Source organism: Enterobacter sp. LU1 (genome assembly GCF_008271405.2).
GTDB classification, from domain to species: Bacteria; Pseudomonadota; Gammaproteobacteria; order Enterobacterales; family Enterobacteriaceae; genus Enterobacter; species Enterobacter hormaechei_C.
This window is the reverse complement of record NZ_CP043438.2, coordinates 1,052,707-1,074,866: the sequence shown is the minus strand read 5'-3', so window position 1 is coordinate 1,074,866 and position 22,160 is coordinate 1,052,707. Positions and strand designations below refer to the sequence as shown.

The window sequence follows — 22,160 nt, the reverse complement described above, 5'->3', positions numbered from 1 at the left end:
CATGCCTAATTTCTTTATCGATCGCCCCATATTTGCGTGGGTGATCGCCATAATCATCATGCTGGCCGGGGGACTTGCGATCCTGAAGCTGCCTGTCGCGCAATATCCAACGATTGCGCCGCCGGCAGTGACGATCTCCGCAACCTATCCGGGCGCTGATGCCAAAACGGTGCAGGATACCGTTACGCAGGTTATCGAACAGAACATGAACGGTATCGATAACCTGATGTACATGTCCTCAAACAGTGACTCAACCGGTACGGTTCAGATCACCCTGACCTTTGAATCCGGTACGGATGCGGACATTGCACAGGTTCAGGTGCAGAACAAATTGCAGCTGGCGATGCCTCTGCTGCCGCAGGAAGTACAACAGCAGGGCGTGAGCGTCGAGAAATCGTCCAGTAGCTTCCTGATGGTTGTCGGCGTGATCAACACCAACGGCACCATGACGCAGGAGGATATTTCCGACTACGTGGGCGCCAACATGAAGGACGCCATCAGCCGTACGTCTGGTGTGGGTGACGTTCAGCTGTTCGGTTCCCAGTACGCGATGCGTATCTGGATGGATCCGAATAAACTGAACAACTTCCAGCTGACGCCGGTTGACGTTATCAGCGCAATTAAAGCGCAGAACGCCCAGGTTGCCGCCGGTCAGTTGGGTGGTACACCGCCGGTGAAAGGCCAGCAGCTTAACGCGTCGATCATCGCGCAAACGCGTCTGACCTCCGCCGATGAGTTCAGCAAAATTCTGCTGAAGGTGAATCAGGACGGTTCGCAGGTTCGCCTGCGTGACGTGGCGAAGGTTGAGCTGGGCGGTGAGAACTACGACATCATTGCGAAGTTCAACGGTAAACCGGCTTCCGGTCTGGGTATCAAACTGGCGACGGGCGCGAACGCCCTGGACACCGCGACGGCTATCCGTGCAGAACTGAAGAAGATGGAACCGTTCTTCCCGTCAGGTCTGAAAATCGTTTACCCGTATGACACCACGCCATTCGTTAAAATTTCGATTCACGAAGTGGTGAAAACCCTGGTTGAGGCGATCATTCTCGTCTTCCTGGTGATGTACCTGTTCCTGCAAAACTTCCGCGCAACGCTGATCCCAACCATCGCCGTGCCGGTTGTACTGCTCGGGACCTTCGCGGTGCTGGCGATATTTGGCTACTCGATAAACACCCTGACGATGTTCGGGATGGTGCTCGCCATCGGCCTGCTGGTGGATGACGCCATCGTGGTGGTCGAAAACGTCGAGCGTGTCATGGCGGAAGAAGGCCTGCCGCCGAAGGAAGCAACCCGTAAATCAATGGGCCAGATCCAGGGCGCGCTGGTCGGTATCGCGATGGTACTGTCTGCGGTATTTATCCCGATGGCCTTCTTTGGTGGCTCTACCGGTGCGATTTACCGTCAGTTCTCCATCACGATAGTTTCGGCGATGGCGCTGTCGGTACTGGTTGCACTGATCCTGACGCCAGCCCTGTGCGCGACGATGTTGAAGCCGATTCAGAAAGGCGGTCACGGCGAGCATAAAGGCTTCTTCGGCTGGTTCAACCGCATGTTTGATAAGAGTACGCACCACTACACCGACAGCGTGGGTAACATCCTGCGCAGCACCGGTCGTTACCTGCTGCTCTATATCATCATCGTGGTGGGCATGGCTTTCCTGTTCGTTCGTCTGCCAAGCTCGTTCCTGCCAGATGAAGACCAGGGCGTGTTCCTGAGTATGGCGCAGCTTCCGGCCGGTGCGACGCAAGAGCGTACGCAAAAGGTGCTGGATGAAATGACCGACTACTTCCTGACCAAAGAGAAAGACAACGTCGAATCCGTGTTTGCGGTTAACGGCTTTGGCTTCGCGGGTCGTGGTCAGAACACCGGTATCGCCTTCGTTTCTCTGAAAGACTGGTCTGAACGTCCGGGCGCAGAGAACAAGGTAGAAGCCATTACCGGCCGCGCGATGGGCACCTTCTCACAGATTAAAGATGCGATGGTCTTCGCCTTTAACCTGCCAGCGATTGTTGAACTGGGTACGGCGACCGGCTTCGACTTCCAGCTGATTGACCAGGGCGGTCTGGGCCACGAAAAACTGACTCAGGCGCGTAACCAGCTGTTTGGCGAGGTGGCAAAACACCCTGACCTGCTGGTGGGCGTTCGCCCTAACGGTCTGGAAGATACGCCGCAGTACAAGATCGATATCGACCAGGAAAAAGCGCAGGCGCTGGGTGTTTCCATCAGCGACATTAATACCACGCTGGGTGCAGCCTGGGGTGGCAGCTACGTCAACGACTTCATCGACCGTGGTCGCGTGAAGAAAGTCTACGTGATGTCCGAAGCGCAATACCGTATGCTGCCGAACGATATCAACAACTGGTATGTTCGCGGCAGCGATGGCCAGATGGTGCCATTCTCCGCCTTCTCAACCTCGCGCTGGGAATACGGTTCACCGCGTCTGGAGCGTTATAACGGCTTGCCATCGATGGAAATCCTCGGTCAGGCAGCGCCGGGCCGAAGCACCGGTGAAGCCATGAACCTGATGGAAGAACTGGCCAGCAAACTGCCTGCGGGTGTCGGCTACGACTGGACCGGCATGTCCTATCAGGAACGTCTGTCCGGTAACCAGGCCCCTGCCCTGTACGCCATTTCACTGATTGTGGTGTTCCTGTGTCTGGCGGCATTGTATGAGAGCTGGTCGATTCCATTCTCCGTTATGCTGGTGGTTCCGCTGGGGGTTATCGGTGCGCTGCTTGCCGCAACGTTCCGTGGGCTGACCAACGACGTTTACTTCCAGGTGGGCCTGCTGACAACCATTGGCTTGTCGGCGAAGAACGCGATACTAATCGTCGAATTCGCCAAAGATCTGATGGAGAAAGAAGGAAAAGGCCTGATTGAAGCAACGCTGGAAGCCGTTCGTATGCGTTTGCGTCCAATCCTGATGACGTCCCTGGCATTTATCCTCGGCGTTATGCCGCTGGTTATCAGCTCCGGCGCGGGCTCCGGCGCACAGAACGCAGTAGGTACCGGCGTAATGGGTGGGATGGTAACCGCGACCGTTCTTGCGATCTTCTTCGTACCGGTGTTCTTCGTGGTGGTTCGCCGCCGCTTCAGCCGTAAGAATGAAGACGTTGAGCACAATCATTCGGTAGAACATCACTGATACCGGTTTCACATGATAAAAAGGCCGCATTTGCGGCCTTTTTCTTTTTCAGAAAAAATCATAAAATAGACCTATTGCCTTTCTATTTATTTTCCTCTTTTTTAATAAGGCCTATCATAATAGGCCGATAACTTACACCAGGAACTCAGCATTCTTTTATTATCATTTCGTGACGTAAATTATTCGGACTATTCCTAAGCAATGGAAAATATCTGAAGATATCTGGTTTCGGACTTCACATGAAACTTTGCGCTAACTCAATGAATTCTAAGGAACCGATAAAAACCGTCTTTTTTATTGATTAACGCGTTCGCTGCAAAAGGTAGATTTGCGTAAAGGCTCGAACAGTAACGATTTAATTGTAATTTTTCGTAATAGCGCGGTGAAATCTTGATCAGAGTGGCTTATAGTTAGAGTTATCAGGAACACAGCTCCCGTGTGGCTAAGCAAGTTGTATCCATCCCGACATGATGTTCGGTGAGTAAAAAATCACTCAGAAGGGGATGCGCTATGGACGAGTACTCGCCAAAAAGGCATGATATCGCGCAGTTGAAATTTCTCTGCGAATCCTTGTACCATGACTGCCTTGCCAATCTTGAAGAAAGTAACCATGGCTGGGTGAACGATCCAACGTCTGCTATCAATTTACAGCTTAACGAGCTGATCGAGCATATCGCCACCTTCGCACTTAATTATAAAATTAAGTACAATGAAGATAATAAGTTGATAGAGCAAATTGATGAATACCTGGACGACACCTTTATGTTGTTCAGCAGCTACGGCATTAACGCACAGGATTTGCAGAAATGGCGTAAATCAGGAAACCGTCTATTTCGCTGCTTCACTAATGTCAGCAGAGCTAATCCGGTTAGTCTTTCCTGTTAAAATTATTACAATTACTAAGGTGAATTTATGTCTGATAAACCATTAACAAAAGTCGATTATTTGATGCGCCTGCGACGCTGCCAGTCAATTGACACCCTTGAACGAGTTATTGAGAAAAATAAATACGAGCTGTCTGATAATGAACTGGCGGTATTTTATTCAGCTGCCGACCATCGTCTTGCTGAGCTGACCATGAATAAACTGTATGACAAGATCCCCTCTTCGGTGTGGAAATTTGTTCGTTAATCGTTGAAGAGAGACTGTAAAGGCATTACGCCCGTTGTTAAGCTGAATTTACCTTTCGAATTACGCTTCAAATGCAAACGCCAGGTTCCCGTATAAAACGTATTTATGCGCAAGAATGTTGTGACTCCCGTCACAGCCACTTTTAGGGAACGTTCCCTTTCTGGTTAATCCTCTTTACGCTGCGTAAAACGATTCCAGAGAGGTTCCCATGAGTGAAGAAAAACAGAAGATGATTGCAGGTGAATATTACCGCCCTGGCGATGACACGCTGAGGGCTGACCGTTTACGCGCGCGTCATCTTGTTCACCGCTATAACCATACCGCACCCGATGAGAAGGCCGAACGTCGCGCCTTATTAGCTGACCTGCTGGGTCAAAGCGAAGGTGCCTATATAGAGCCAAGCTTCCGCTGCGACTACGGGTATAACATCTATCTGGGCAACAATTTTTACGCTAACTTCGATTGCGTCATGCTGGACGTCTGCCCTGTCCGCATTGGCGATAACTGTATGCTTGCGCCGGGAGTGCACATTTATACGGCCACGCATCCTCTGGACGCGACCGAACGTAACAGCGGGCTGGAGTACGGTAAACCGGTCACCATTGGTGATAATGTCTGGATCGGCGGACGCGCGGTGATTAATCCAGGCGTGACCATTGGCGATAATGCGGTTATCGCTTCCGGCGCGGTAGTGACCAAAGACGTGCCGGCCAATGCGGTAGTGGGCGGGAATCCGGCGAAAATCATTAAAATGATCTAAGCGCATCCTGAGTAACTGTTATGCTTTTTCCTGGCATAACTGTTACTTTCATCGCATAAACCCCTCTCATAAAATAGGCAGATCACCTGTATTTTTAACAATCATAAAGGCAAAAAATGACAGAGATACAGCGCCTGCTTACCGCCACCATCGACGATCTCAATACCCGCGAAAAGCGCGACAATCGCCCGCGCTTTAGCATCAGCTTTATTCGCAAACACCCCGGATTGTTCGTCGCCATGTACGCCGCCTGGCTGGCAACGCTTATCGTCATGCTGAAGTCTGAAACACTGGTTGATTCCGTCTGGCTACTGGTTGTGCTGTTCGTGGTGTTTAACGCGTTTTTCTTTTTCGACGTCAATCCGCGTTACCGGTATGAAGATATCGACGTACTCGATTTCCGCGTGTGCTACAACGGGGAGTGGTACAACACGCGCTACGTGCCGAAGGAGCTGATCGACAGCATCCTGCACTCGCCGGCCGTCGAAGCCGGGCAAAAAGAGAAGTTGCAGAAAATGGTCATCACTAAGGGCCAGCTCTCTTTTTATGATGTCTTTACCCTTTCCCGCCCCACTGCTGTGTAATGAGCGCCTGAAGACGTCGGATACCCGGCGCAAACTGCGAAGCAGAGGTATTACCGTAACCTAAAACCAGACCGGTTTGCCCCTGCTTCGTCTCAAGGTAATACCCGCTCAGCGCAGCGGGTGCCAGCTGAAACGCTCTCGCCTGCTCCACCAGCCGCTGGTCGTCGATACCGTCAATTGCCAGCGTCAGATGCATTCCCCCTTCCCCGGCAAGAACACGGTGCGGCGTATGAAGCTCTGCGCTCAGCACCTCCCGCAGCTGGCGGTAACGCTTACGATAAAGGCGGCGCATGGCGGCAAGATGTCGTGCATAGTGGCCTTCCTCAATAAACAGCGCCAGGGTACGCTGTTCAGCGCGATGCCCGCCGCGCAGCAGCGAGCCGATGGCCGGACGCGCCGCCTTCGCCAGCGCTGGCGGTAACACCATGAACCCCATCCGGAGCGATGGAAACAGCGTTTTGCTGAACGTCCCCAGATACACAACGGGCGCATTGTTGACCATTCCGAGCATCGCCGGGACGGGCTCACCGGTATAACGAAATTCGCTGTCGTAATCATCCTCAATGATCCACGCGCTGTGCTGCCGGGCCAGTTCCAGCAGCGCCAGACGCCGCCGCGCGCTGAGCACGCTTCCGCAAGGGAACTGATGCGATGGCGAGGTAAAAATCAGCGTGGGTGAAGGCGCAGACAGCCCTTCCCAGCACATCCCCTCGTCATCCACCGGTATGCCGGACATCGCCAGGCCGGTTTTGACGAAAGCGCTTTTGGCGCCGCTATAGCCGGGATTTTCCACCCAGGCAACATCCCCCGGCTCGCTTAACAGCATCGTGCACAGATTGACGCCCTCCAGCGCCCCTTCGGTTATCACAATCTGGCTGGCATCGCAGTCAATGCCGCGGGACAGCGCAAGATGGCGGGCAACGGCGGCCCGCAGCGTCGGCTCGCCGGCCGGGTCGCCATACCCTAACAGGGTGCTTCCCTCCTCGCGCAGAACACGATCGTACAACCGCCGCCACAGCGGTAAGGGGAAATAGTTGATGGCAGGCGTTCCCGGCGTAAACGCCATCACCGGGGTGTCGCGCGGCACAGGCGCGGGCAGCAGGGCGACACGTTTTGTCAGCCTGACGTCCGGGTCCGGTAATGTCCGGGTAATCGTACGAGGAGCGAATTGCCCCACCCGCGTACCCTGGCGGCTACGCAGCAAATAACCTTCGAGCGTGAGCTGGTCCAGCGCCGCGTTGACGGTGTTTCGGGACACCGAGATCTGCTGCGCCAGCGTTCGTGAGCCGGGCAAATGGCTGCCGGACCGAAGCCTTCCGCACAGTATGGCCTCCCGCAAAGCAAGATAGAGCGCACGCTGGAGCGTCTCTTCCCCACGTTTTTTCAGCGCAGCATGGAGCAAGGTGTAAAGCTCATCACCCGGTATATTCATCATTCCTCCTCGTGGTACCAGAAAAACATAGCCTGGTGGTTCTTTTTAAGGAACCAGCAATTCATTAATCTGGAGATCTTTTCAATTTGACGGGAATAAAGATGAATACATTCAATGAGTTTGGACAACCTGTAGGCGAAAGCCTCATCGACTGGCAGCCTCGCCCGCACCCGTCCCGGGTGGTACTTCAGGGTCGCTATTGTCGGCTTGAGCCTCTGCGCGTGGAGCATGCCCCGGCGTTGTTCTCTGCGTATTCCCTGGCCGGAGATACCCGAAGCTGGACGTGGCTGCTGCGTGAACCCGATACCACCGCAGAGGAGTTTGCCAAATGGGTGGCGAGCGTGAGCGAATTAGCCGATCCCATCCACTTTACCGTTATCGATAACCAGACCCAGTCTCCTGTCGGGACGCTGTCCTTGATGCGGATCGATCCTAAAAACGGCGTTGTGGAAGTGGGACATGTTCACTTCTCGTCACTGTTAAGTCGCACGCCCATGTCGACAGAAGCGCAGTATCTGCTGATGCGGTACGTGTTCGATACCCTGGGCTACCGGCGTTATGAATGGAAGTGCAACAGCCTGAACGAACCATCCCGCAAAGCGGCTCTGCGTCTGGGCTTTCAGTTTGAAGGGCGTTTTCGCCAGGCGCTGGTCATTAAAGGCCGAAACCGGGACACCGACTGGTTTTCAATTCTCGACAAAGAGTGGCCAGCGCTGGCGAGCGCGTTTGAAAGCTGGCTTGCCACCGACAATTTTACCGCCGATGGCAAACAGAAAAGCTCCCTGGAAAGCTGGCGAGAGACGCGCGTTTAGCGTCTTTTTTTACGTCCCTGCACCGCCTTAAAGCGCGGGTTAGATTTGCAGATCACGTATAAGCGTCCCTTGCGTTTGACTATCTGGCAATCCGGGTGACGCTGTTTTGCACTGCGCAATGAGTTCAGCACCTGCATGATTAGCCTCGCTTCGCATCAAGAAAGCCGCCAAAACGCTTGCGGAAGCGTGCCGCGCTGCCATCCGTCGAGAAGGTCTTCTGCTTCCCGGTATAAAACGGATGTGATTTAGAGGAGACATCAAGGGTAACGTAGGGATACGTTTTCCCCTCCAGCTCAATTTCACGGTCTGTCTTAATTGTTGAGCCGACTTTAAAGTATTCATTAGCCGTGGTGTCGTGAAACACAACGGTGCGATAGGTTGGATGGATATTCGGTTTCATCTCTGGCCTTCATGTATTGTTATAACATAACAAAATACTATCTGAGCTTTGCTGCAAAAACAACCCCTGTCACGCACAGCCTGTTTTTGAAAGGTTGATTCAGATACCTGCCTGAGACTGTCACATGCTATAACTATATCATTTAGCGATAAAAAACTTTTTCTTCTGGCGCGCAAACTCCAGGCCCAAGGTGGGCATATGGAAAGGATAAAGCAGCATGCGAACCCGACATCTGGTCAGCCTGGTAACAGGCATACTGATCTTCTCTGTGCTGGTCCCTGTGTGCCTCAGTATCTGGCTGGCGCATCGTCAGGCAGAGGATAAATTTGTGGACGCTCTGGACAGCTATGCCTCGCGCGTCCTGATCCGTACCGACAGAGTCGTTGCGCAGGCAAAACAGGCGCTCACGCACCTACAGACATTCCACGCCCCACCCTGCACTCCCCCGCATTTACGCGAAATGCGTCGGGTTGAATTCTCATGGCGCTATATTCAGGAAGTGATGTATATCGATAACCTGAAGCCGCTCTGCTCATCCCTTGAACAATCCAGTAATACGGCGATCTTACCGCCCCCGATGCGGATCACCGCAGACGGGTATAGCGCGTGGCTCACCTCGCAAAACGACCTCGGCATTCACCGCTATATGGCCGTTCTGGGGAAAGGACATTATCTGGTGATGGTTGATCCTGCCTCGCTTGTGGATGTTGTCCCGTTTGGTGAAATTTCGATGGATGCCGCCCTGGTGGGCAGTGAAACCCATCGGATATTTGCCAGAAGCAATATTGTCGACCCGTATATTCTTTCTGTCGTTAAGGAGCAGCAGGACGTTACGCGCGTACAATACAACGGCTCGATGTACGTGTTGAAACCTGTACCCGAACTGGGTTTTACGGTGATCGCGTGGGCGTCGTTAAAACCGCTGGCGGAATCGTGGCACCAGCAGCTGATCATCTGGCTACCGGCTGGCATCTTGCTAAGCCTGGCTGGTGCCCTTATTGTCCTGCGCATCCTCCGCCGTTTGCTGTCACCGCGTAACCGCCTGATCGACGCAATCAACAACCGGGAGATCGAGGTTTACTATCAGCCCATCGTAGCGCTGTGCAGTGGAAAACTGGTGGGTGCTGAAGCGCTGATGCGCTGGCCGCAGCCAGATGGCAGTCACCTGTCGCCCAATCTCTTTGTGCCGCTGGCTGAGCAGACGGGGCTTATTTCAACGCTGACGCAGCTGGTGGTGAATAAGGTGTTTGAGGATTTAGGCGCCTGGCTGCATCATCACCCGGAACTGCACATTTCTGTCAACCTTGCGCCATCGGATTTAACGTCCCCCGAGCTGCCTCGCCAGCTGAGTCAGTTGCTCAACAAATGGGGCGTCCACCCGCGCCAGATCGCCCTTGAATTAACCGAGCGCGGCTTTGCCGATCCCGCCGTCAGCGTGCCTGCCATCGCTGCGTTTCGCCGCGCCGGACACGCTATCTACATTGATGATTTTGGCACGGGTTACTCCAGCCTGAGCTATTTGCAGGATCTGGATGTCGATACCCTGAAGATTGATAAATCCTTTGTGGATGCGCTGGAGTACAAGAACGTGACTCCCCACATCATCGAAATGGCCAAATCGCTTAAACTGGCGATGGTCGCAGAAGGCATTGAAACTGAAGGGCAGATCGAATGGTTGCATCGCCACGGCGTGCAGTACGGCCAGGGCTGGTATTTCAGCAAGGCGCTGCCTAAAGAGGATTTCATTCTCTGGGCCGGGCACAACCTGGAGAAGCACATTACTTAAGGTACGATTTGATCACCTGCATCACGACCCCGAGATCGGCCTCGCGCTGCGCTTCCTCTGGCTCTTTCACCACGTGATCGGTTAAATGCCCCTCAATCACTTGCATCATCATACCGTTTACCGCGCCCCTGATCGCCGCCAGCTGCTGTAACACCTCGGCGCATTCATGATCGCTGTTAAGCATTTTTTCCAGCGCAGCGCTTTGCCCCTGAATTTTTTTCAGGCGGGTCAATAACTTCTTTTTATCACGAACTGTGTGTGACATCGCTTAGCTCCTCTTTGGTGGCGTAAAAAGCATATCACGCTCTACTCCCCCTGGGTATTTTTCTACTGGGGGGTAGTATTATACTACTGGGGGGGAGTAGTATTCTCGGCATGTTTTCCACCCCGGAATGTTCAATGAACGATTTTTCTTCTCTTCTACAGCAGGGTAACGCCTGGCTGTTTGTCCCCAGCGCCATCCTGCTTGGCGCGCTCCATGGCCTTGAGCCAGGCCATTCAAAAACAATGATGGCGGCTTTCATTGTGGCGATCCGCGGTACGCTGAAACAGGCTGTGTTGCTTGGGTTGTCCGCAACGCTGTCTCATACGGCGGTCGTCTGGATCATTGCGATGGCGGGATTATGGTTTGGTCGGGGATGGGATGCAGATACTTCTGAGCCCTGGTTTCAGTTGATTTCCGGGGTTCTGATCGTGTTGATCGCCCTGTGGATGGCGTGGCGAACCTGGCATGAGAGCCAGCCGCATCACCACCATGATGATCATCATCACCATCATGATCATCACGACCACGCGCATCATCACGACCACACGTCTCCTCTGGTTGAAGAGGAGTGGCAGGATGCCCACCAGCGCGCACACGCCCAGGACATTAACCGACGCTTCAACGGTAAAGAGGTCACCACCGGGCAAATCGCGCTATTCGGCCTGACCGGTGGGCTTATCCCCTGTCCGGCCTCCATTACGGTGCTGCTGATCTGCCTGCAACTGAAACATTTCGCGCTCGGCGCCACGCTGGTGTTCAGTTTCAGTATCGGACTGGCGCTCACTCTCGTCGCCTCTGGCGCAATTGCCGCATTAAGCATGAAACATGCGGCGAAGCGCTGGCCCGGCTTTAGCGCCTTTTCGCGCAAGGCGCCGTGGATCTCAGCGGCACTGATCGCGGTAGTCGGGATTTATATGAGCATTCACGGCGCAAGCGGGATCCTGAGATAAGCATTGCGGCCACGGCAGTGGCCGCACGTGTCGGCTCAGCCGTTCTGCTGCCAGCTAAACGTGTAGCGCAGCCGGCGGTTTTGCAGAATGAAGGCCGGGGCTACGCTCGGGCTCCATGAGTCGTCCCCCCCTACGCCCATGTGAAACGCATCAAGATTCAACCAGCAGCCAGCCTCTTCCCGCAGCAAATGCTGATGCGTTGTCTCATGCAGCTGCCGCTGGCTATAACGGCTCAGGGAGAAATGGAACTGTCCCTGCAACTGATGGGAGCCAAACGTCAGCTCGCGGGTGTCGCAGCGCAAGCCGTTCTCCGTCGGGAAGATATACGGCGTCTGCATCTCTTCCAGCGGTAACGCCCAACGCCCCTGCTGCGCCGCCAGTTTTCTGTCCGGATAGTTCTCCAGCGGGCCTAGCCCCAGCCAGCGCACCGTTTCCGGGATATCCGCCAGCATAACGCTCAGGCCCACGCGAGCGGGCTCAGGAATGTCAGACGCCACCGTCACCTGCACATCACCGTGCAGCACCCCGTGGTCATCAATCCGCCAGAGCTTGCAGCTGATAAACAGCGCTTTACCCTGATGCTCCCACACGTGCTGCGTGGTCACCACCACCTCACGGGCATGCTGCTCCGCTTCACACTGGAGGAGGCGCGCGGACATCCCATACATCCCTGCCGCTTTCCAGCGTTCCACCCACGCGTTCGGATCGATGCGGGTCGCCTCGCTGACGCCAATGTCATTGTCCAGCGGCGCGCGGGTGAAGTTATCCGTTAGCGGGGAACGGAGCGTTTCAGCGCCCTCGTTCCACCACTGGGCCAGGTTTCCGGTGAGACGGCTAAACTGCCAGCGCTGCTGCTGATGAGTAATGTCCAGCGCCTCGTCCTGCACCGTTAGCTGCGGAGGGGTTCCGCCTGCTTTCGGTGGCGCAAGGTACAGCGGAGCCGGGAGCGGCCACTGATCCCAGGCACAACGGTGGCCGGGCGGCGACCACGGCGTGGCCTGCGGCTGAACGATCTCCACGTTGAGCCAGACCTCGCCCGGCTCAGCGTCAAGCTCAGGCAGCGGGATCTCAACGCGCTGCGTCTCCTGAGGCGCAACAGAAAGGGGTGTTTCGCCGGAGGCCAATACCGCACCGTCACGCGCCACCGACCATCGCAGATATTCGTTGTCAGTATGACGGAACAGATATTCGCTCTGGATCTCGACGACCAGCGGAGCGGTGCTCACCAGCATAAAGGTAAAGAACTGCTGGGCACGCTGCGCCTCGTAAAGGGCGGGATGCGGAGTGCGATCGGGAAACACCAGTCCGTTGAGGCAGAACTGACGGTCGTTGGGCTTATCGCCAAAATCGCCGCCGTAGGCCCAGAATGCCGTGCCGTCTTCCGCTTTTTTCGTCAGCGCCTGATCGACCCAGTCCCAGACAAACCCGCCCTGCAAACGGGGATGGCTGCGGAATGCCTGCCAGTAGCTGGCAAAGCCGCCAAAGCTGTTGCCCATCGCGTGGGCATACTCGCAGAGGATCAGCGGACGGGTTTCGTCCGGCATGCCGATCCACTTTTTAATCGACCACTTTGGCACCGCCGGGAACGGCTGATCCTGATCGACGCGGGCATACATCGGGCAGACAATATCGGTAGCGGCTGTACTCGCGCCGCCGCCTTCGTACTGCACCGGCCGCGTGGGATCGGTGGTTTTCAGCCAGCGGTACAGCGCATCGTGGTTCGCCCCATGCCCGGACTCATTCCCCAGGGACCAGATGATGATGGACGGATGATTCCGGTCCCGCTGCACCATACGCGTTACGCGTTCGCTCATGGCAGGCAACCAGCGCGGATCGTCCGCCAGGCGGCTCATCGGCACCATGCCGTGGGTTTCAATATTCGCCTCATCGACCACGTACAGGCCGTAGCGATCGCAAAGCGTGTACCACAGAGGATGGTTCGGATAATGCGAGCAGCGCACGGCGTTGAAGTTATGCTGCTTCATCAGTTCGATGTCGCGGCGCATGGTCGCCTCATCCATCACCTGCCCCTTCTCAGGATGATGTTCGTGACGGTTCACGCCGCGGATCAGCAGCGGTTTGCCGTTAAGCTTCAGCAGGCCGTTGCTGATTTCGACGCGTCTGAAACCGACATCGCAGGCTTCAGTCTCCAGCACGTTACCCTGCGCATCCCGAAGCGACATTGTCAGCCGATAGCATTCCGGTGTTTCAGCGCTCCACAGCGCGGGAGCGTTCACGGGTATCGCCACCGTGAGCCGTTCTGCCCAACAGCCACGTTCGTCCACGATGGCCGATCCGGGCTGCTGCGTGGTTTGCGCGCAGGCTTCGCCGTTACGCCACAGGGTAAACGCCACCTCGCATTCGGCGTAGCGTGAGCCTTCCAGCGCAACGTCAACCCGGAGTATCGCCCGATCGCATTCGGCATTCAGATCGGTCACGATCTGATAATCGGCAATTCGCGTTTCCGGCTTGTGCAGCAGCGAGACGTCACGGAAAATGCCGCTCATCCGCCACATGTCCTGATCTTCCAGGTAGCTTCCGTCGCACCAGCGTAACACCATCACCGCCAGACGGTTCTGCCCCGGTCGCAGCACCGCGCTAAGATCGAACTCCGCAGGCAGACGGCTGTCCTGCGAATAGCCCACCCACTGGCCGTTACACCACAGATGAAAAGCTGAATTCACCCCGTCAAAAATAATGCGGGTTTGCCCGCTGCACAGCCAGGCGTCATTCATCTCAAATGTGAGCGAGTAACAACCAGTTGGGTTTTCAGCCGGAACATACGGCGGGTTCACATTTATCGGATAGGTGACGTTGGTATAGATGGGAGTGTCAAATCCCTCCATCTGCCAGTTCGACGGCACGGGCATCTCAACGGCGTCAGCCAGATCGTCCGTTATCCATGCCTCGGGAACCTGCTCTGGCGCCGGGAAAAAGCTGAATCGCCAGACGCCGTTAAGCAGACACTTGCTTAGCGAAAGTTTATCCTCGCGGGCGAAGGTTTCATCGCGCCAGCTATGAAAAGGCGCGTGTGTAGCCAGACGATTCCACTGCGTCACGCCCGGGTTTTCCCAGTCACGACGCGCCAGAAGTGCGCTGAGGGTCAGCGGTAATGTAGAAGACATATCAACCTCTTCGCGAAGCGCTCACAATTTCAGCCAACATGCCCTGGTAAACGGTGGCGGTAAAGACTTTGATCGTCACCAGGCGAGCACGATCACAAAAGTGCTAGCTGCGCGCCAGTTTCTCCGCCAGCAGCGCCAGCGTTCTGAGCTGTTGCGCCAGATCTTCACGATCGGCCTGCTGTGCGGCGCGCGGCGCGGTGGAATGACGTACTATCAACGTAACGGGAAGTTGTTCCTGCCAGCATTCGTCGTGATGGTCAGGTGCCATCAGCCACTCCACGCTGCGCTCACCGGCCTCGCGGAACGCCTGCCGAACGGTGGTGAGCGGAGGTGAAAACCACGCGCTGTCAGCCGTATCATCAAACCCGACAACCGAGATCTGCCCCGGTACCGCAACGCCTTTTTCCGCACAGGCGCGTAAAACGCCAAGCGCCATCTGATCGTTAGCGACGAGGATCGCCTCCGGCAGCTGCGCGCCCGCCAGGAGCTGATGCCCTTTCTCATAGCCCGAGGCCGCGCTCCAGTCGCCCTGCGCCACCGCAAACGCCTCCACGCCGGCCCGGGCCAGCGTGGTTTTCCATCCCGCCAGACGAGCCCGGGCAGAGACAGAACTTTCCGGCCCGGCGAGCAGCGCAATTCGCTGGTGCCCCAGCGAAAGCAGATGCTCTGCCCCCAGGCCAGCGCCCTGTTCGGCATTGAAAACAAGGCTGTTAACCCGAGCTGTGGGGGAAACATCGAGAAAAAGAACCGGGGTCGGCGAGGCCATTTCCTGAAGCATTTCTGCCTGTGCATCTTCCAGCGGAACGTTCACCAGCAGCGCCTCCACGCGCTGCGCCAGTAATTCCTGCAAAGCAGCCTGACACTGCGCGGGTTGCTCCACCATGGAGATGAGTACGCTAGCCCCCTGCTCCACTGCCCGGGATTTTACAGCTGAGGCGATTTGCGACGGCGCATGCAGCGCCAGATCGCTGGTCATTAGCCCCAGCGTGCGGGTACGTTTCCCGGCCAGCTGCTGCGCGCCACGGTTAGGCACATAGTGTAGCGCCGCCATGGCCTGCCGGACCTTTTCCCGCGTACGGGCAGAAACGTGTTCTGCGTCGTTAATCACCCGGGAAACGGTCTGATAGGAAACGCCCGCCACGCGGGCAACGTCATAAAGAGTGATCGCTTTCATACATTCTGGCGTCGTAAAAAGAGAAGTCTCTATTCTGACACAGTTACGCCATCATAGCCTGTGAGCGCTTCGCAAAATTAAACAATCCGCTCCGGCCGCGCGGCTTTCTGAATGCGCGGTCCCTGACGAAACCACGGCAAACAGAGCTGGATCAGCGGGCCGATGGTTAATGCATACAGTACGGTTCCAACGCCAAACGCTCCCCCGAGGAGGTAGCCGACGATCAACACGGTCACCTCGATCGCGGTACGCACGCTGCGGATCGACCAGCCCAGCCGGGCATGTATGCCGGTCATCAGACCGTCGCGCGGGCCTGCGCCAAAACCCGCGCCGATATACATCCCGGTGGCAAGGGCGTTAACCACAATGCCGGAAACCAGCAGGGTGATGCGCACGGGCAGCGAGGTGAGCTCAGGGATCAGCGCCATTGACGCATCGGCCGCCAGACCAATACAAATCACATTACTGATAGTACCCAGTCCCGGCAGCTGACGCAGCGGGATCCACAGCAGCAGCACCGCGGCCCCGGTTAAAATAATCACCGTGCCGATGCTCATCCCGGTCTGGATGGCGACGCCAAGGTGAAAGACATCCCACGGGTCGACACCCAGATCCGAACGAATAAACATCGCGGTTGAAAGCCCGTACAGGCCTAAACCGACATAAAGTTGTACCAGACGACGTACCATTTTCTCTTCTCCGAAGAACCAGGTTCCATCTTCGGTGAAAATGGCACTATGATTAATGTCCAGTTTTCAAATAGTGGACTGCACATGTCATCACGTCGTTTTGGTAGCCAGTCTCTGGTTCGCCTGTTAGGGCACTGGCAGCAAGCCTCTTCCCGTACCCCGCTGTGGCGCCAGCTGGCTGACGCGTTACGCCTGTTAATTCTGGATGGCAGGCTGGCGTTAAACACGCGCCTGCCCGGAGAGCGGGAACTGGCCGCCGCTCTGAGCGTAAGCCGCACCACCATCAGCAGCGCGCTGGCGCATCTGCGGGAAGAGGGTTATCTGGAGAGCCGTCACGGCAGCGGTTCGCGGGCGATCCTGCCAGACAGCCGCGCCGTGCCCACGCTTTCTACTGCCAGCGCGGCGCTGGATCTCTCAACCGCCGCACTCAACGCGGGGCCAGAGATCCACCAGGCCTACGCCCACGCGCTGACGGCCATCACGCCGAATCTGGCGCTGACCGGGTACGATCAGCTTGGGCTTCCGGCGCTACGTGAAGCTATCGCCGCCCGCTACACCGCACGCGGTCTCCCCACCCGGGCAGACGAAGTGATGGTGGTGAACGGCGCCGTCAGCGGCTTTGCCCTGATCTTAAGAATGATGACCGGCCCCGGGGATCGCGTGGTGGTAGATCATCCCACTTACCCGCTGGCGATAGCCGCCATTCAGGGGGCGCTATGCCGGCCCGTGGGCGTCTCGCTGCCTGAAACGGGCTGGGATACCGACGGTTTTGCCGCAACGCTTGCCCAGACAGCCCCGCGTCTGGCCTATCTGATGCCGGATTTTCATAATCCAACCGGACGTTGCATGGATGCCGCGACGCGCCAGACCATAACCGACATCGCCGCGCAGACCCGCACCACGCTGGTGGTGGATGAAACCATGGTCGATCTCTGGTTCGATGTTCCCCCGCCGCCGCCGCTGGCCGCCTTTAACCCGGAGGCCACGGTGATGACGCTGGGTTCCGCAGGTAAAAGCTTCTGGGGTGGGCTGCGTCTCGGCTGGATCCGCGCCTCGTCACGCACTATCGCCACCCTCGCGCAAACGCGCGACACGCTGGATCTGGGCTCGCCGGTGCTGGAACAGCTGGCCACGCTGTGGCTTATCGAAAACAGTGCAACCTTCCTGCCTGCCCGGCGGCAAATGCTGGCAGAACGGCGCGACCGCTGCGGCCAGATGCTGCGGGAACATTTCCCCGAATGGCGGTTTCAGGAAGCGGAGGGAGGGCTTTCATACTGGATTGAATTACCCGGCATGCTGGCGACACAGCTGGCGGCACGCGCCGAAACGACAGGCATCATTATGGGCACCGGCACGCGTTTTGGACTATCAGGCGCGTTTGACCGCTACCTGCGTATGCCCTTCTCACTCAGTTCACCAGAACTTGAAGAGGCATTATTGCGGATCAAACCGCTGTGGCGTGCATTAAATAAAAGTGTAGCGCCAGTAAAACGGAGCCTGGTGTAAATTATTCGCCAGAAACAATAAAAACTGCTGACTGTATCGCATGCAGTCAGCAGTTTTCATGAAGAACAACTTAATGTTGAGGTGGAATCGGGAAGCCTTTCAGCGAAATAATGAAATTATCCCCTTCTTTCTTTATTTTTGCACCGGTATCACACCAGTCAGACGCAATACGAAAGAACTCATCACTTCCTACATTCCAGCCAAGACGAACATGTTTCACGTAGCCGGAACGTAACAGATTGCAGGCCTCGTTGTAGTCACTGGCAGTCGATAGTTGTTGTTTCATTTTCTCTTCTTCAGAAGTTTACGTAGTGCTTTGATTTCTTTAGGAGTAAATGGAGTTACGCTCTCTTCTTCCGTATGCTGATTATCAACATCCTCTTCCGATACTCCCGCCTCTTCTACTGCTTCAAATGCCAGCAGCAGCAGTTTCTCTGTGGTCACGCTTAAATTCTCATTATTGTCTTCCGCATAGTGGCGAAGTCTTTCTTTTAGCGCTTCATCAATTTTAACGTTTAAAACCGCAGTAACCATGATTGTCACATCCTTTCGGAACACGTGTTTAATTTAATACACGAAGATAAGTTTGTTATCCAGATATATATTTTTTAGCTTATAACAGAATAAAGGCATCGAAAAATAAAATGACAGTCTATTATTACAGGTTTATGACATTATTATTTCAGTTAAATGAAGGTTGCATTACAAAAAATACAATAGTCACATTATTTAGAAGGTTTATTCAGGGGAACGACTGGAGAGGAGCTCAAATGGGTGGGGGCCCTGCCAGCTACATCCCGGCACCCACGTCGTCTGCCCTGGCTGCTTCCTTCCGGACCTGACCTGGTGAACAGAGTAGCGTTGCGGGAGAACCAACAGAGCCCCCATTGAGAGCGTTGATAACCAACGCGCTGGCGCATTATCCCTGTGGAGCACCTCAATTGCAAGCCGCTAGCAACCGGATGCTGGATTATTGCGCAAACTGCCCCGACAATCTTCTTTATCTTCGTATAACATTACCCTTCGCTGATTTCCCGCAGGAGAAACAATGGACGAACATGACACTTTCCCACAGCGAGTGTGGCAAATCGTAGCCTCGATCCCGGAAGGCTGTGTCACGACCTATGGGGAAGTTGCCCGGCTGGCGGGTTCTCCGCGCGCGGCGCGTCAGGTAGGCGGCGTGCTAAGGAGGCTACCAGAAGGAAGCACGTTACCGTGGCACCGGGTCGTCAATCGCCATGGCGCCATTTCCCTCACCGGGCCAGACTTGCAGCGCCAGCGTCAGGCTTTACTTTCAGAAGGGGTGCAGGTGTCCGGGGCAGGACAAATTGATATGCAGAAGTATCGCTGGGAGTACTGACGCCCTCTCCCGTCAACATGGAGAGGGCGAAAGAGAATTACAGCTGTGTTGGCGGTGTAGGCAGAGTCGGCTGATTGGTCTGCGTTGCAACAGGTACTTCAGTTTGCTGCACCGGTACCAGGGTCAGGTCGATTTTGGTGCCGCCTTTGTTGACCGCTTCCTGCACGGTATCGGTGATAAAGACCAGCTTATCGTTGATCGTTACCGCCGCGCTCAGGAGGATACGCGCATTGGGTTGCACGTCAGACGGGTTGTACGGCAGCACAAAGCTGAACGGCGCCTGTTTACCCTCTGTACGAACCGCACGCTGCGCAAGCACTTTAGACGGCGCATCCGCCAGGGAAGCATCAGACAGCGTGACAGTTAATACCGCATCCGGCGGCAGCGCAACCTTCTGTTTGATCCAGATCGTACCGGAAACATTTGGCTGCTGAATAGCTTGCTGTGAAAGGGTGTTAATCCCGTTTGCGCTTGCTGTTGGCACCGGTACATCGGCACTCTTACCAGCACAGGCGGACAACGCTACCGCAATTGCTACACCACTGAGCATAGGCACGAGTTTCATTGAAGTCTCCTTATCATCAATGCACCAGCGGGATCGATCCCATCTGATGTCGTTTTATTCACACAACGAATACAAGTGTGGCACAAATCACGGATTTATGCCTAATTTCGTCCGGATATTAAGATTATTCTACCCATCGGACCACTTTCATTTCTGGGTTATACTCAGCGTATCTTTCGCCACGGCGTTTATTGAGGACCACTATGAGTCAGGCACTGAACAATCTGCTGACATTGCTGAACCTGGAAAAAATAGAAGAAGGGCTATTTCGCGGACAGAGCGAGGATTTAGGCTTACGCCAGGTTTTTGGCGGCCAGGTCGTGGGGCAAGCGCTGTATGCCGCCAGGGAGACCGTCCCGGCAGACCGTCTGGTGCACTCGTTTCACAGCTATTTTTTACGCCCCGGTGACAGCGCTAAACCGATTGTTTACGACGTGGAAGTTCTGCGTGACGGTCAAAGCTTCAGCGCCCGTCGCGTGGCGGCCATCCAGCATGGCAAACCCATCTTCTACATGACCGCCTCGTTCCAGGCGCCAGAGCCGGGCTATGAGCATCAAAAAAAGATGCCGTCTGCCCCGTCGCCGGACGATCTGAAATCGGAAACCGAAATTGCCCGCGCTCTCGCGCATCTGCTGCCGCCGCAGGTAAAAGAGAAGTTCCTGTGCGATAAACCGCTGGAGATCCGCCCGGTCGAATTTCATAACCCAATGAAGGGGCATACCGCTGAGCCCGCCCGTCAGGTGTGGATCCGCGCCAACGGCAGCGTACCCGCAGATTTACGCGTGCATCAGTACCTGCTGGGGTATGCGTCGGATTTCAACTTCCTGCCGGTTGCGCTACAGCCGCACGGTGTGGGCTTCCTCGAAAAAGGGATGCAGGTAGCCACAATTGACCATTCCATGTGGTTCCACCGTCCATTCGATATGAATGAATGGCTGCTTTACAGCGTGGAAAGTACCTCTGCGTCCAGCGCGCGCGGCTTTGTACGCGGGGAGTTTTACACTCAGGATGGCGTGCTGGTGGCTTCTACCGTGCAGGAAGGTGTGATGCGTAATCGCGGGTGATGTAAAAAGCCCGGTGGCGCTGCGCTCACCGGGCCTGCGAATTGTGCTTTTTCAGGCCGGGTAAGGCGAAGCCGCCGCCCGGCAAAAGCACTCAAACTATGCGTTGTACGCATTCTCGCCGTGGCTGTTGACGTCCAGGCCTTCGCGCTCCTGCTCTTCCGGCACGCGCAGCCCAACGGTCATATCAGCCAGCTTGTAACCGATAAAGGCCACAACACCGGACCAGACAACGGTGATCGCGATGCTTTCCAGCTGTACCAGCACCTGATGCATCATGGTCACGCCTTCTGCGTAACCTACTCCGCCCAGAGATTGGGCAGCAAAGATACCGGTCATGATACAGCCGACGATGCCGCACACACCGTGTACGCCGAATACATCACACGGATCGTCAACGCGCAGAACACGTTTCAGTGCGGTAACGCCCCACAGCCCCGCCAGTCCTGCGACGATACCGATCAGCAGCGCACCGCCCACGCCCACGTAACCGCACGCTGGCGTAATACCTACCAGACCGGCAATCGCCCCGGAACAGGCACCCAGCAGCGATGGCTTGCCGCGAACGGCCCACTCGCCAAATACCCATGAGAGGATAGCGCCGGCGGTTGCCACAACGGTATTCACGAAGGCCAGCGCGGCGATTTCGTTAGCGGCGCTGGCTGAACCTGCGTTGAAGCCGAACCAGCCAAAATAGAGGATGGCGGTGCCGGTAAAGACCATCGGCAGATTGTGCGGCTTAAATGCTTCCTTCCCGAAGCCCACGCGCTTACCAATCAGGTATGCGCCTACCAGACCTGCTACCGCGGCGTTGATGTGCACAACGGTACCGCCCGCAAAGTCCAGCGCGCCATGGGAAGCCAACAGACCACCTCCCCAGACCATATGCGCAATCGGGATATAGGAGAGCGTCAGCCAGACCACCACGAAAATCAGTACCGCAGAGAAGCGGATACGCTCAGCCAGCGCGCCCACAATCAGCCCCACGGTGATGCAGGCGAATGAGCCCTGGAACGCGACATGAATATACTGATAAAAACTGCCCATCACCGCGGTCAGTTCGATATTTTTCAGCATCGCCCAGTTAACGTTGCCGAAGAAGGCGTTGCCCTCCCCGAAGGCCAGCGAGTAACCGTAAACCACCCACAGCACACACACCAGCGCGAACGTGACGGCAACCTGCGTCAGCATGGAGAGTACGTTCTTGCCGCGGATCAGGCCGCCGTAAAACAGCGCGATCCCCGGAATCGTCATGAACAGCACCAGCGCGGTGCAAATCATCATAAAGGCGTTATCGGCTTTGTCTGCCACAGCAGGTGCAGCCATTGCCAGGCCCGGCAGCAGTGCCAGCGAACCCAGACCTGTTTTCATTGTTGCTTTCTTCATTTTCTCGATCCCTATCACTGTGTGCC

Annotated in this window: 22 protein-coding genes and 1 other RNA gene; 11 read left to right on the top strand and 12 right to left on the bottom strand. The window is 55.8% G+C overall.

Features of this window, described 5'->3' with window-relative positions; all coding sequences use genetic code 11:
* The first annotated feature begins 1 nt into the window (after position 1).
* The 5 genes from acrB (at position 2) to FZF21_RS05035 (ending at position 5,623) form a co-directional block, all read left to right on the top strand.
* A complete protein-coding gene (acrB, locus tag FZF21_RS05055; RefSeq protein ID WP_015571248.1) occupies positions 2-3,148 on the top strand; it encodes a multidrug efflux RND transporter permease subunit AcrB in 3,147 nt (1,048 codons plus the stop codon).
* Between the two features lie 510 nt (positions 3,149-3,658).
* Complete coding sequence (gene tomB, locus FZF21_RS05050; RefSeq protein ID WP_006809850.1) at positions 3,659-4,033, top strand: Hha toxicity modulator TomB; 375 nt, start codon at positions 3,659-3,661, stop codon at positions 4,031-4,033.
* Positions 4,034-4,060: 27 nt separating this feature from the next.
* On the top strand, positions 4,061-4,279 hold the full coding sequence (locus FZF21_RS05045; RefSeq protein WP_015571250.1) for an HHA domain-containing protein: 219 nt from the start codon (positions 4,061-4,063) through the stop codon (positions 4,277-4,279).
* Between the two features lie 208 nt (positions 4,280-4,487).
* Positions 4,488-5,039 carry a maltose O-acetyltransferase gene (gene maa / locus FZF21_RS05040; RefSeq protein WP_015571251.1) on the top strand — a complete coding sequence of 184 codons (552 nt, stop codon included), beginning with the start codon at positions 4,488-4,490 and terminating at the stop codon, positions 5,037-5,039.
* Positions 5,040-5,155: 116 nt separating this feature from the next.
* Positions 5,156-5,623 carry a YlaC family protein gene (locus FZF21_RS05035; RefSeq protein WP_015571252.1) on the top strand — a complete coding sequence of 156 codons (468 nt, stop codon included), beginning with the start codon at positions 5,156-5,158 and terminating at the stop codon, positions 5,621-5,623.
* On the opposite strand, the gene FZF21_RS05030 is transcribed toward FZF21_RS05035, so the two are convergent.
* Entirely contained in the window at positions 5,595-7,055 is a 1,461-nt protein-coding gene (locus FZF21_RS05030; protein WP_033486652.1) for a PLP-dependent aminotransferase family protein, read from the bottom strand. The genes FZF21_RS05035 and FZF21_RS05030 overlap by 29 nt on opposite strands.
* Positions 7,056-7,156: 101 nt before the next feature.
* Between FZF21_RS05030 and FZF21_RS05025 the strand changes: the two genes are divergently transcribed.
* Positions 7,157-7,867 carry a GNAT family protein gene (locus FZF21_RS05025; RefSeq protein ID WP_047738029.1) on the top strand — a complete coding sequence of 237 codons (711 nt, stop codon included), beginning with the start codon at positions 7,157-7,159 and terminating at the stop codon, positions 7,865-7,867.
* Here FZF21_RS05025 and ykgO read toward each other — a convergent pair.
* Entirely contained in the window at positions 7,864-8,004 is a 141-nt protein-coding gene (gene ykgO, locus FZF21_RS05020) for a type B 50S ribosomal protein L36 (protein ID WP_003859006.1), read from the bottom strand. The two genes, FZF21_RS05025 and ykgO, sit on opposite strands and share 4 nt — an antisense overlap.
* 2 nt (positions 8,005-8,006) lie before the next feature.
* A complete protein-coding gene (locus FZF21_RS05015; protein ID WP_015571255.1) occupies positions 8,007-8,267 on the bottom strand; it encodes a type B 50S ribosomal protein L31 in 261 nt (86 codons plus the stop codon).
* A 217-nt stretch (positions 8,268-8,484) separates the two neighbouring features.
* Here FZF21_RS05015 and FZF21_RS05010 point away from each other — a divergent pair, with 217 nt between their 5' ends.
* Positions 8,485-10,053, top strand: coding sequence for an EAL domain-containing protein (locus FZF21_RS05010; protein WP_023303200.1), 1,569 nt, complete (start codon positions 8,485-8,487; stop codon positions 10,051-10,053).
* Here the strand turns inward: FZF21_RS05010 and FZF21_RS05005 are convergent.
* A complete protein-coding gene (locus tag FZF21_RS05005) occupies positions 10,046-10,318 on the bottom strand; it encodes a metal-sensing transcriptional repressor (RefSeq protein ID WP_015571258.1) in 273 nt (90 codons plus the stop codon). The genes FZF21_RS05010 and FZF21_RS05005 overlap by 8 nt on opposite strands.
* Positions 10,319-10,452: 134 nt before the next feature.
* Between FZF21_RS05005 and FZF21_RS05000 the strand changes: the two genes are divergently transcribed.
* The gene (locus FZF21_RS05000; protein ID WP_017694400.1) at positions 10,453-11,268 is read left to right on the top strand and encodes a nickel/cobalt efflux protein RcnA; all 816 of its coding nucleotides are present in this window, start codon (positions 10,453-10,455) and stop codon (positions 11,266-11,268) included.
* 35 nt (positions 11,269-11,303) lie between these two features.
* On the opposite strand, the gene FZF21_RS04995 is transcribed toward FZF21_RS05000, so the two are convergent.
* From FZF21_RS04995 to FZF21_RS04985, 3 genes are all read right to left on the bottom strand, one after another.
* On the bottom strand, positions 11,304-14,393 hold the full coding sequence (locus tag FZF21_RS04995; RefSeq protein ID WP_149121057.1) for a beta-galactosidase: 3,090 nt from the start codon (positions 14,391-14,393) through the stop codon (positions 11,304-11,306).
* A 103-nt stretch (positions 14,394-14,496) separates the two neighbouring features.
* Positions 14,497-15,567 carry a LacI family DNA-binding transcriptional regulator gene (locus FZF21_RS04990; RefSeq protein ID WP_015571260.1) on the bottom strand — a complete coding sequence of 357 codons (1,071 nt, stop codon included), beginning with the start codon at positions 15,565-15,567 and terminating at the stop codon, positions 14,497-14,499.
* Between the two features lie 77 nt (positions 15,568-15,644).
* The gene (locus FZF21_RS04985) at positions 15,645-16,256 is read right to left on the bottom strand and encodes a membrane protein (protein WP_015571261.1); all 612 of its coding nucleotides are present in this window, start codon (positions 16,254-16,256) and stop codon (positions 15,645-15,647) included.
* Positions 16,257-16,340: 84 nt separating this feature from the next.
* Here FZF21_RS04985 and FZF21_RS04980 point away from each other — a divergent pair, with 84 nt between their 5' ends.
* Positions 16,341-17,762, top strand: a complete 1,422-nt coding sequence (locus tag FZF21_RS04980; protein ID WP_039271548.1) for a PLP-dependent aminotransferase family protein — start codon at positions 16,341-16,343, stop codon at positions 17,760-17,762.
* A gap of 70 nt (positions 17,763-17,832) precedes the next feature.
* Here FZF21_RS04980 and FZF21_RS04975 read toward each other — a convergent pair whose 3' ends face one another.
* The 3 genes from FZF21_RS04975 to ffs all read right to left on the bottom strand — a co-directional run bounded on the left by FZF21_RS04975 (position 17,833) and on the right by ffs (position 18,640).
* Positions 17,833-18,048, bottom strand: a complete 216-nt coding sequence (locus FZF21_RS04975) for a hypothetical protein (protein ID WP_015571263.1) — start codon at positions 18,046-18,048, stop codon at positions 17,833-17,835.
* Complete coding sequence (locus FZF21_RS04970) at positions 18,045-18,296, bottom strand: hypothetical protein (protein ID WP_006809862.1); 252 nt, start codon at positions 18,294-18,296, stop codon at positions 18,045-18,047. The genes FZF21_RS04975 and FZF21_RS04970 overlap by 4 nt, the downstream gene beginning before the upstream one ends.
* Positions 18,297-18,543: 247 nt before the next feature.
* Positions 18,544-18,640, bottom strand: an RNA gene (gene ffs / locus FZF21_RS04965) — signal recognition particle sRNA small type.
* Positions 18,641-18,810: 170 nt separating this feature from the next.
* Here ffs and FZF21_RS04960 point away from each other — a divergent pair.
* Positions 18,811-19,122, top strand: a complete 312-nt coding sequence (locus FZF21_RS04960; RefSeq protein ID WP_003859016.1) for an MGMT family protein — start codon at positions 18,811-18,813, stop codon at positions 19,120-19,122.
* A gap of 37 nt (positions 19,123-19,159) precedes the next feature.
* Here the strand turns inward: FZF21_RS04960 and FZF21_RS04955 are convergent, their stop codons facing one another.
* Complete coding sequence (locus FZF21_RS04955) at positions 19,160-19,687, bottom strand: YbaY family lipoprotein (protein ID WP_023296032.1); 528 nt, start codon at positions 19,685-19,687, stop codon at positions 19,160-19,162.
* A gap of 203 nt (positions 19,688-19,890) precedes the next feature.
* Here FZF21_RS04955 and tesB point away from each other — a divergent pair, with 203 nt between their 5' ends.
* A complete protein-coding gene (tesB, locus tag FZF21_RS04950; protein ID WP_039271549.1) occupies positions 19,891-20,751 on the top strand; it encodes an acyl-CoA thioesterase II in 861 nt (286 codons plus the stop codon).
* Between the two features lie 96 nt (positions 20,752-20,847).
* Here tesB and amtB read toward each other — a convergent pair whose 3' ends face one another.
* The gene (gene amtB / locus FZF21_RS04945) at positions 20,848-22,134 is read right to left on the bottom strand and encodes an ammonium transporter AmtB (RefSeq protein ID WP_015571265.1); all 1,287 of its coding nucleotides are present in this window, start codon (positions 22,132-22,134) and stop codon (positions 20,848-20,850) included.
* Between the last annotated feature and the right edge of the window lie 26 nt (positions 22,135-22,160).

Bases quoted from the DNA above. Each gene is read 5' to 3' on its own strand.
- FZF21_RS04985 (WP_015571261.1), bottom strand. From the start codon at position 16,256: ATGGTACGTCGTCTGGTACAACTTTATGTCGGTTTAGGCCTGTACGGG.
- FZF21_RS05010 (WP_023303200.1), top strand. From the start codon at position 8,485: ATGCGAACCCGACATCTGGTCAGCCTGGTAACAGGCATACTGATCTTC.
- FZF21_RS05015 (WP_015571255.1), bottom strand. From the start codon at position 8,267: ATGAAACCGAATATCCATCCAACCTATCGCACCGTTGTGTTTCACGAC.
- FZF21_RS04955 (WP_023296032.1), bottom strand. From the start codon at position 19,687: ATGAAACTCGTGCCTATGCTCAGTGGTGTAGCAATTGCGGTAGCGTTG.
- FZF21_RS05005 (WP_015571258.1), bottom strand. From the start codon at position 10,318: ATGTCACACACAGTTCGTGATAAAAAGAAGTTATTGACCCGCCTGAAA.
- tomB (WP_006809850.1), top strand. From the start codon at position 3,659: ATGGACGAGTACTCGCCAAAAAGGCATGATATCGCGCAGTTGAAATTT.
- FZF21_RS05030 (WP_033486652.1), bottom strand. From the start codon at position 7,055: ATGAATATACCGGGTGATGAGCTTTACACCTTGCTCCATGCTGCGCTG.
- FZF21_RS04990 (WP_015571260.1), bottom strand. From the start codon at position 15,567: ATGAAAGCGATCACTCTTTATGACGTTGCCCGCGTGGCGGGCGTTTCC.
- FZF21_RS04980 (WP_039271548.1), top strand. From the start codon at position 16,341: ATGTCATCACGTCGTTTTGGTAGCCAGTCTCTGGTTCGCCTGTTAGGG.
- FZF21_RS04970 (WP_006809862.1), bottom strand. From the start codon at position 18,296: ATGGTTACTGCGGTTTTAAACGTTAAAATTGATGAAGCGCTAAAAGAA.
- ykgO (WP_003859006.1), bottom strand. From the start codon at position 8,004: ATGCAGGTGCTGAACTCATTGCGCAGTGCAAAACAGCGTCACCCGGAT.
- FZF21_RS04995 (WP_149121057.1), bottom strand. From the start codon at position 14,393: ATGTCTTCTACATTACCGCTGACCCTCAGCGCACTTCTGGCGCGTCGT.
- FZF21_RS04975 (WP_015571263.1), bottom strand. From the start codon at position 18,048: ATGAAACAACAACTATCGACTGCCAGTGACTACAACGAGGCCTGCAAT.
- amtB (WP_015571265.1), bottom strand. From the start codon at position 22,134: ATGAAGAAAGCAACAATGAAAACAGGTCTGGGTTCGCTGGCACTGCTG.
- maa (WP_015571251.1), top strand. From the start codon at position 4,488: ATGAGTGAAGAAAAACAGAAGATGATTGCAGGTGAATATTACCGCCCT.
- FZF21_RS05045 (WP_015571250.1), top strand. From the start codon at position 4,061: ATGTCTGATAAACCATTAACAAAAGTCGATTATTTGATGCGCCTGCGA.
- FZF21_RS05035 (WP_015571252.1), top strand. From the start codon at position 5,156: ATGACAGAGATACAGCGCCTGCTTACCGCCACCATCGACGATCTCAAT.
- acrB (WP_015571248.1), top strand. From the start codon at position 2: ATGCCTAATTTCTTTATCGATCGCCCCATATTTGCGTGGGTGATCGCC.
- FZF21_RS05000 (WP_017694400.1), top strand. From the start codon at position 10,453: ATGAACGATTTTTCTTCTCTTCTACAGCAGGGTAACGCCTGGCTGTTT.
- tesB (WP_039271549.1), top strand. From the start codon at position 19,891: ATGAGTCAGGCACTGAACAATCTGCTGACATTGCTGAACCTGGAAAAA.
- FZF21_RS05025 (WP_047738029.1), top strand. From the start codon at position 7,157: ATGAATACATTCAATGAGTTTGGACAACCTGTAGGCGAAAGCCTCATC.
- FZF21_RS04960 (WP_003859016.1), top strand. From the start codon at position 18,811: ATGGACGAACATGACACTTTCCCACAGCGAGTGTGGCAAATCGTAGCC.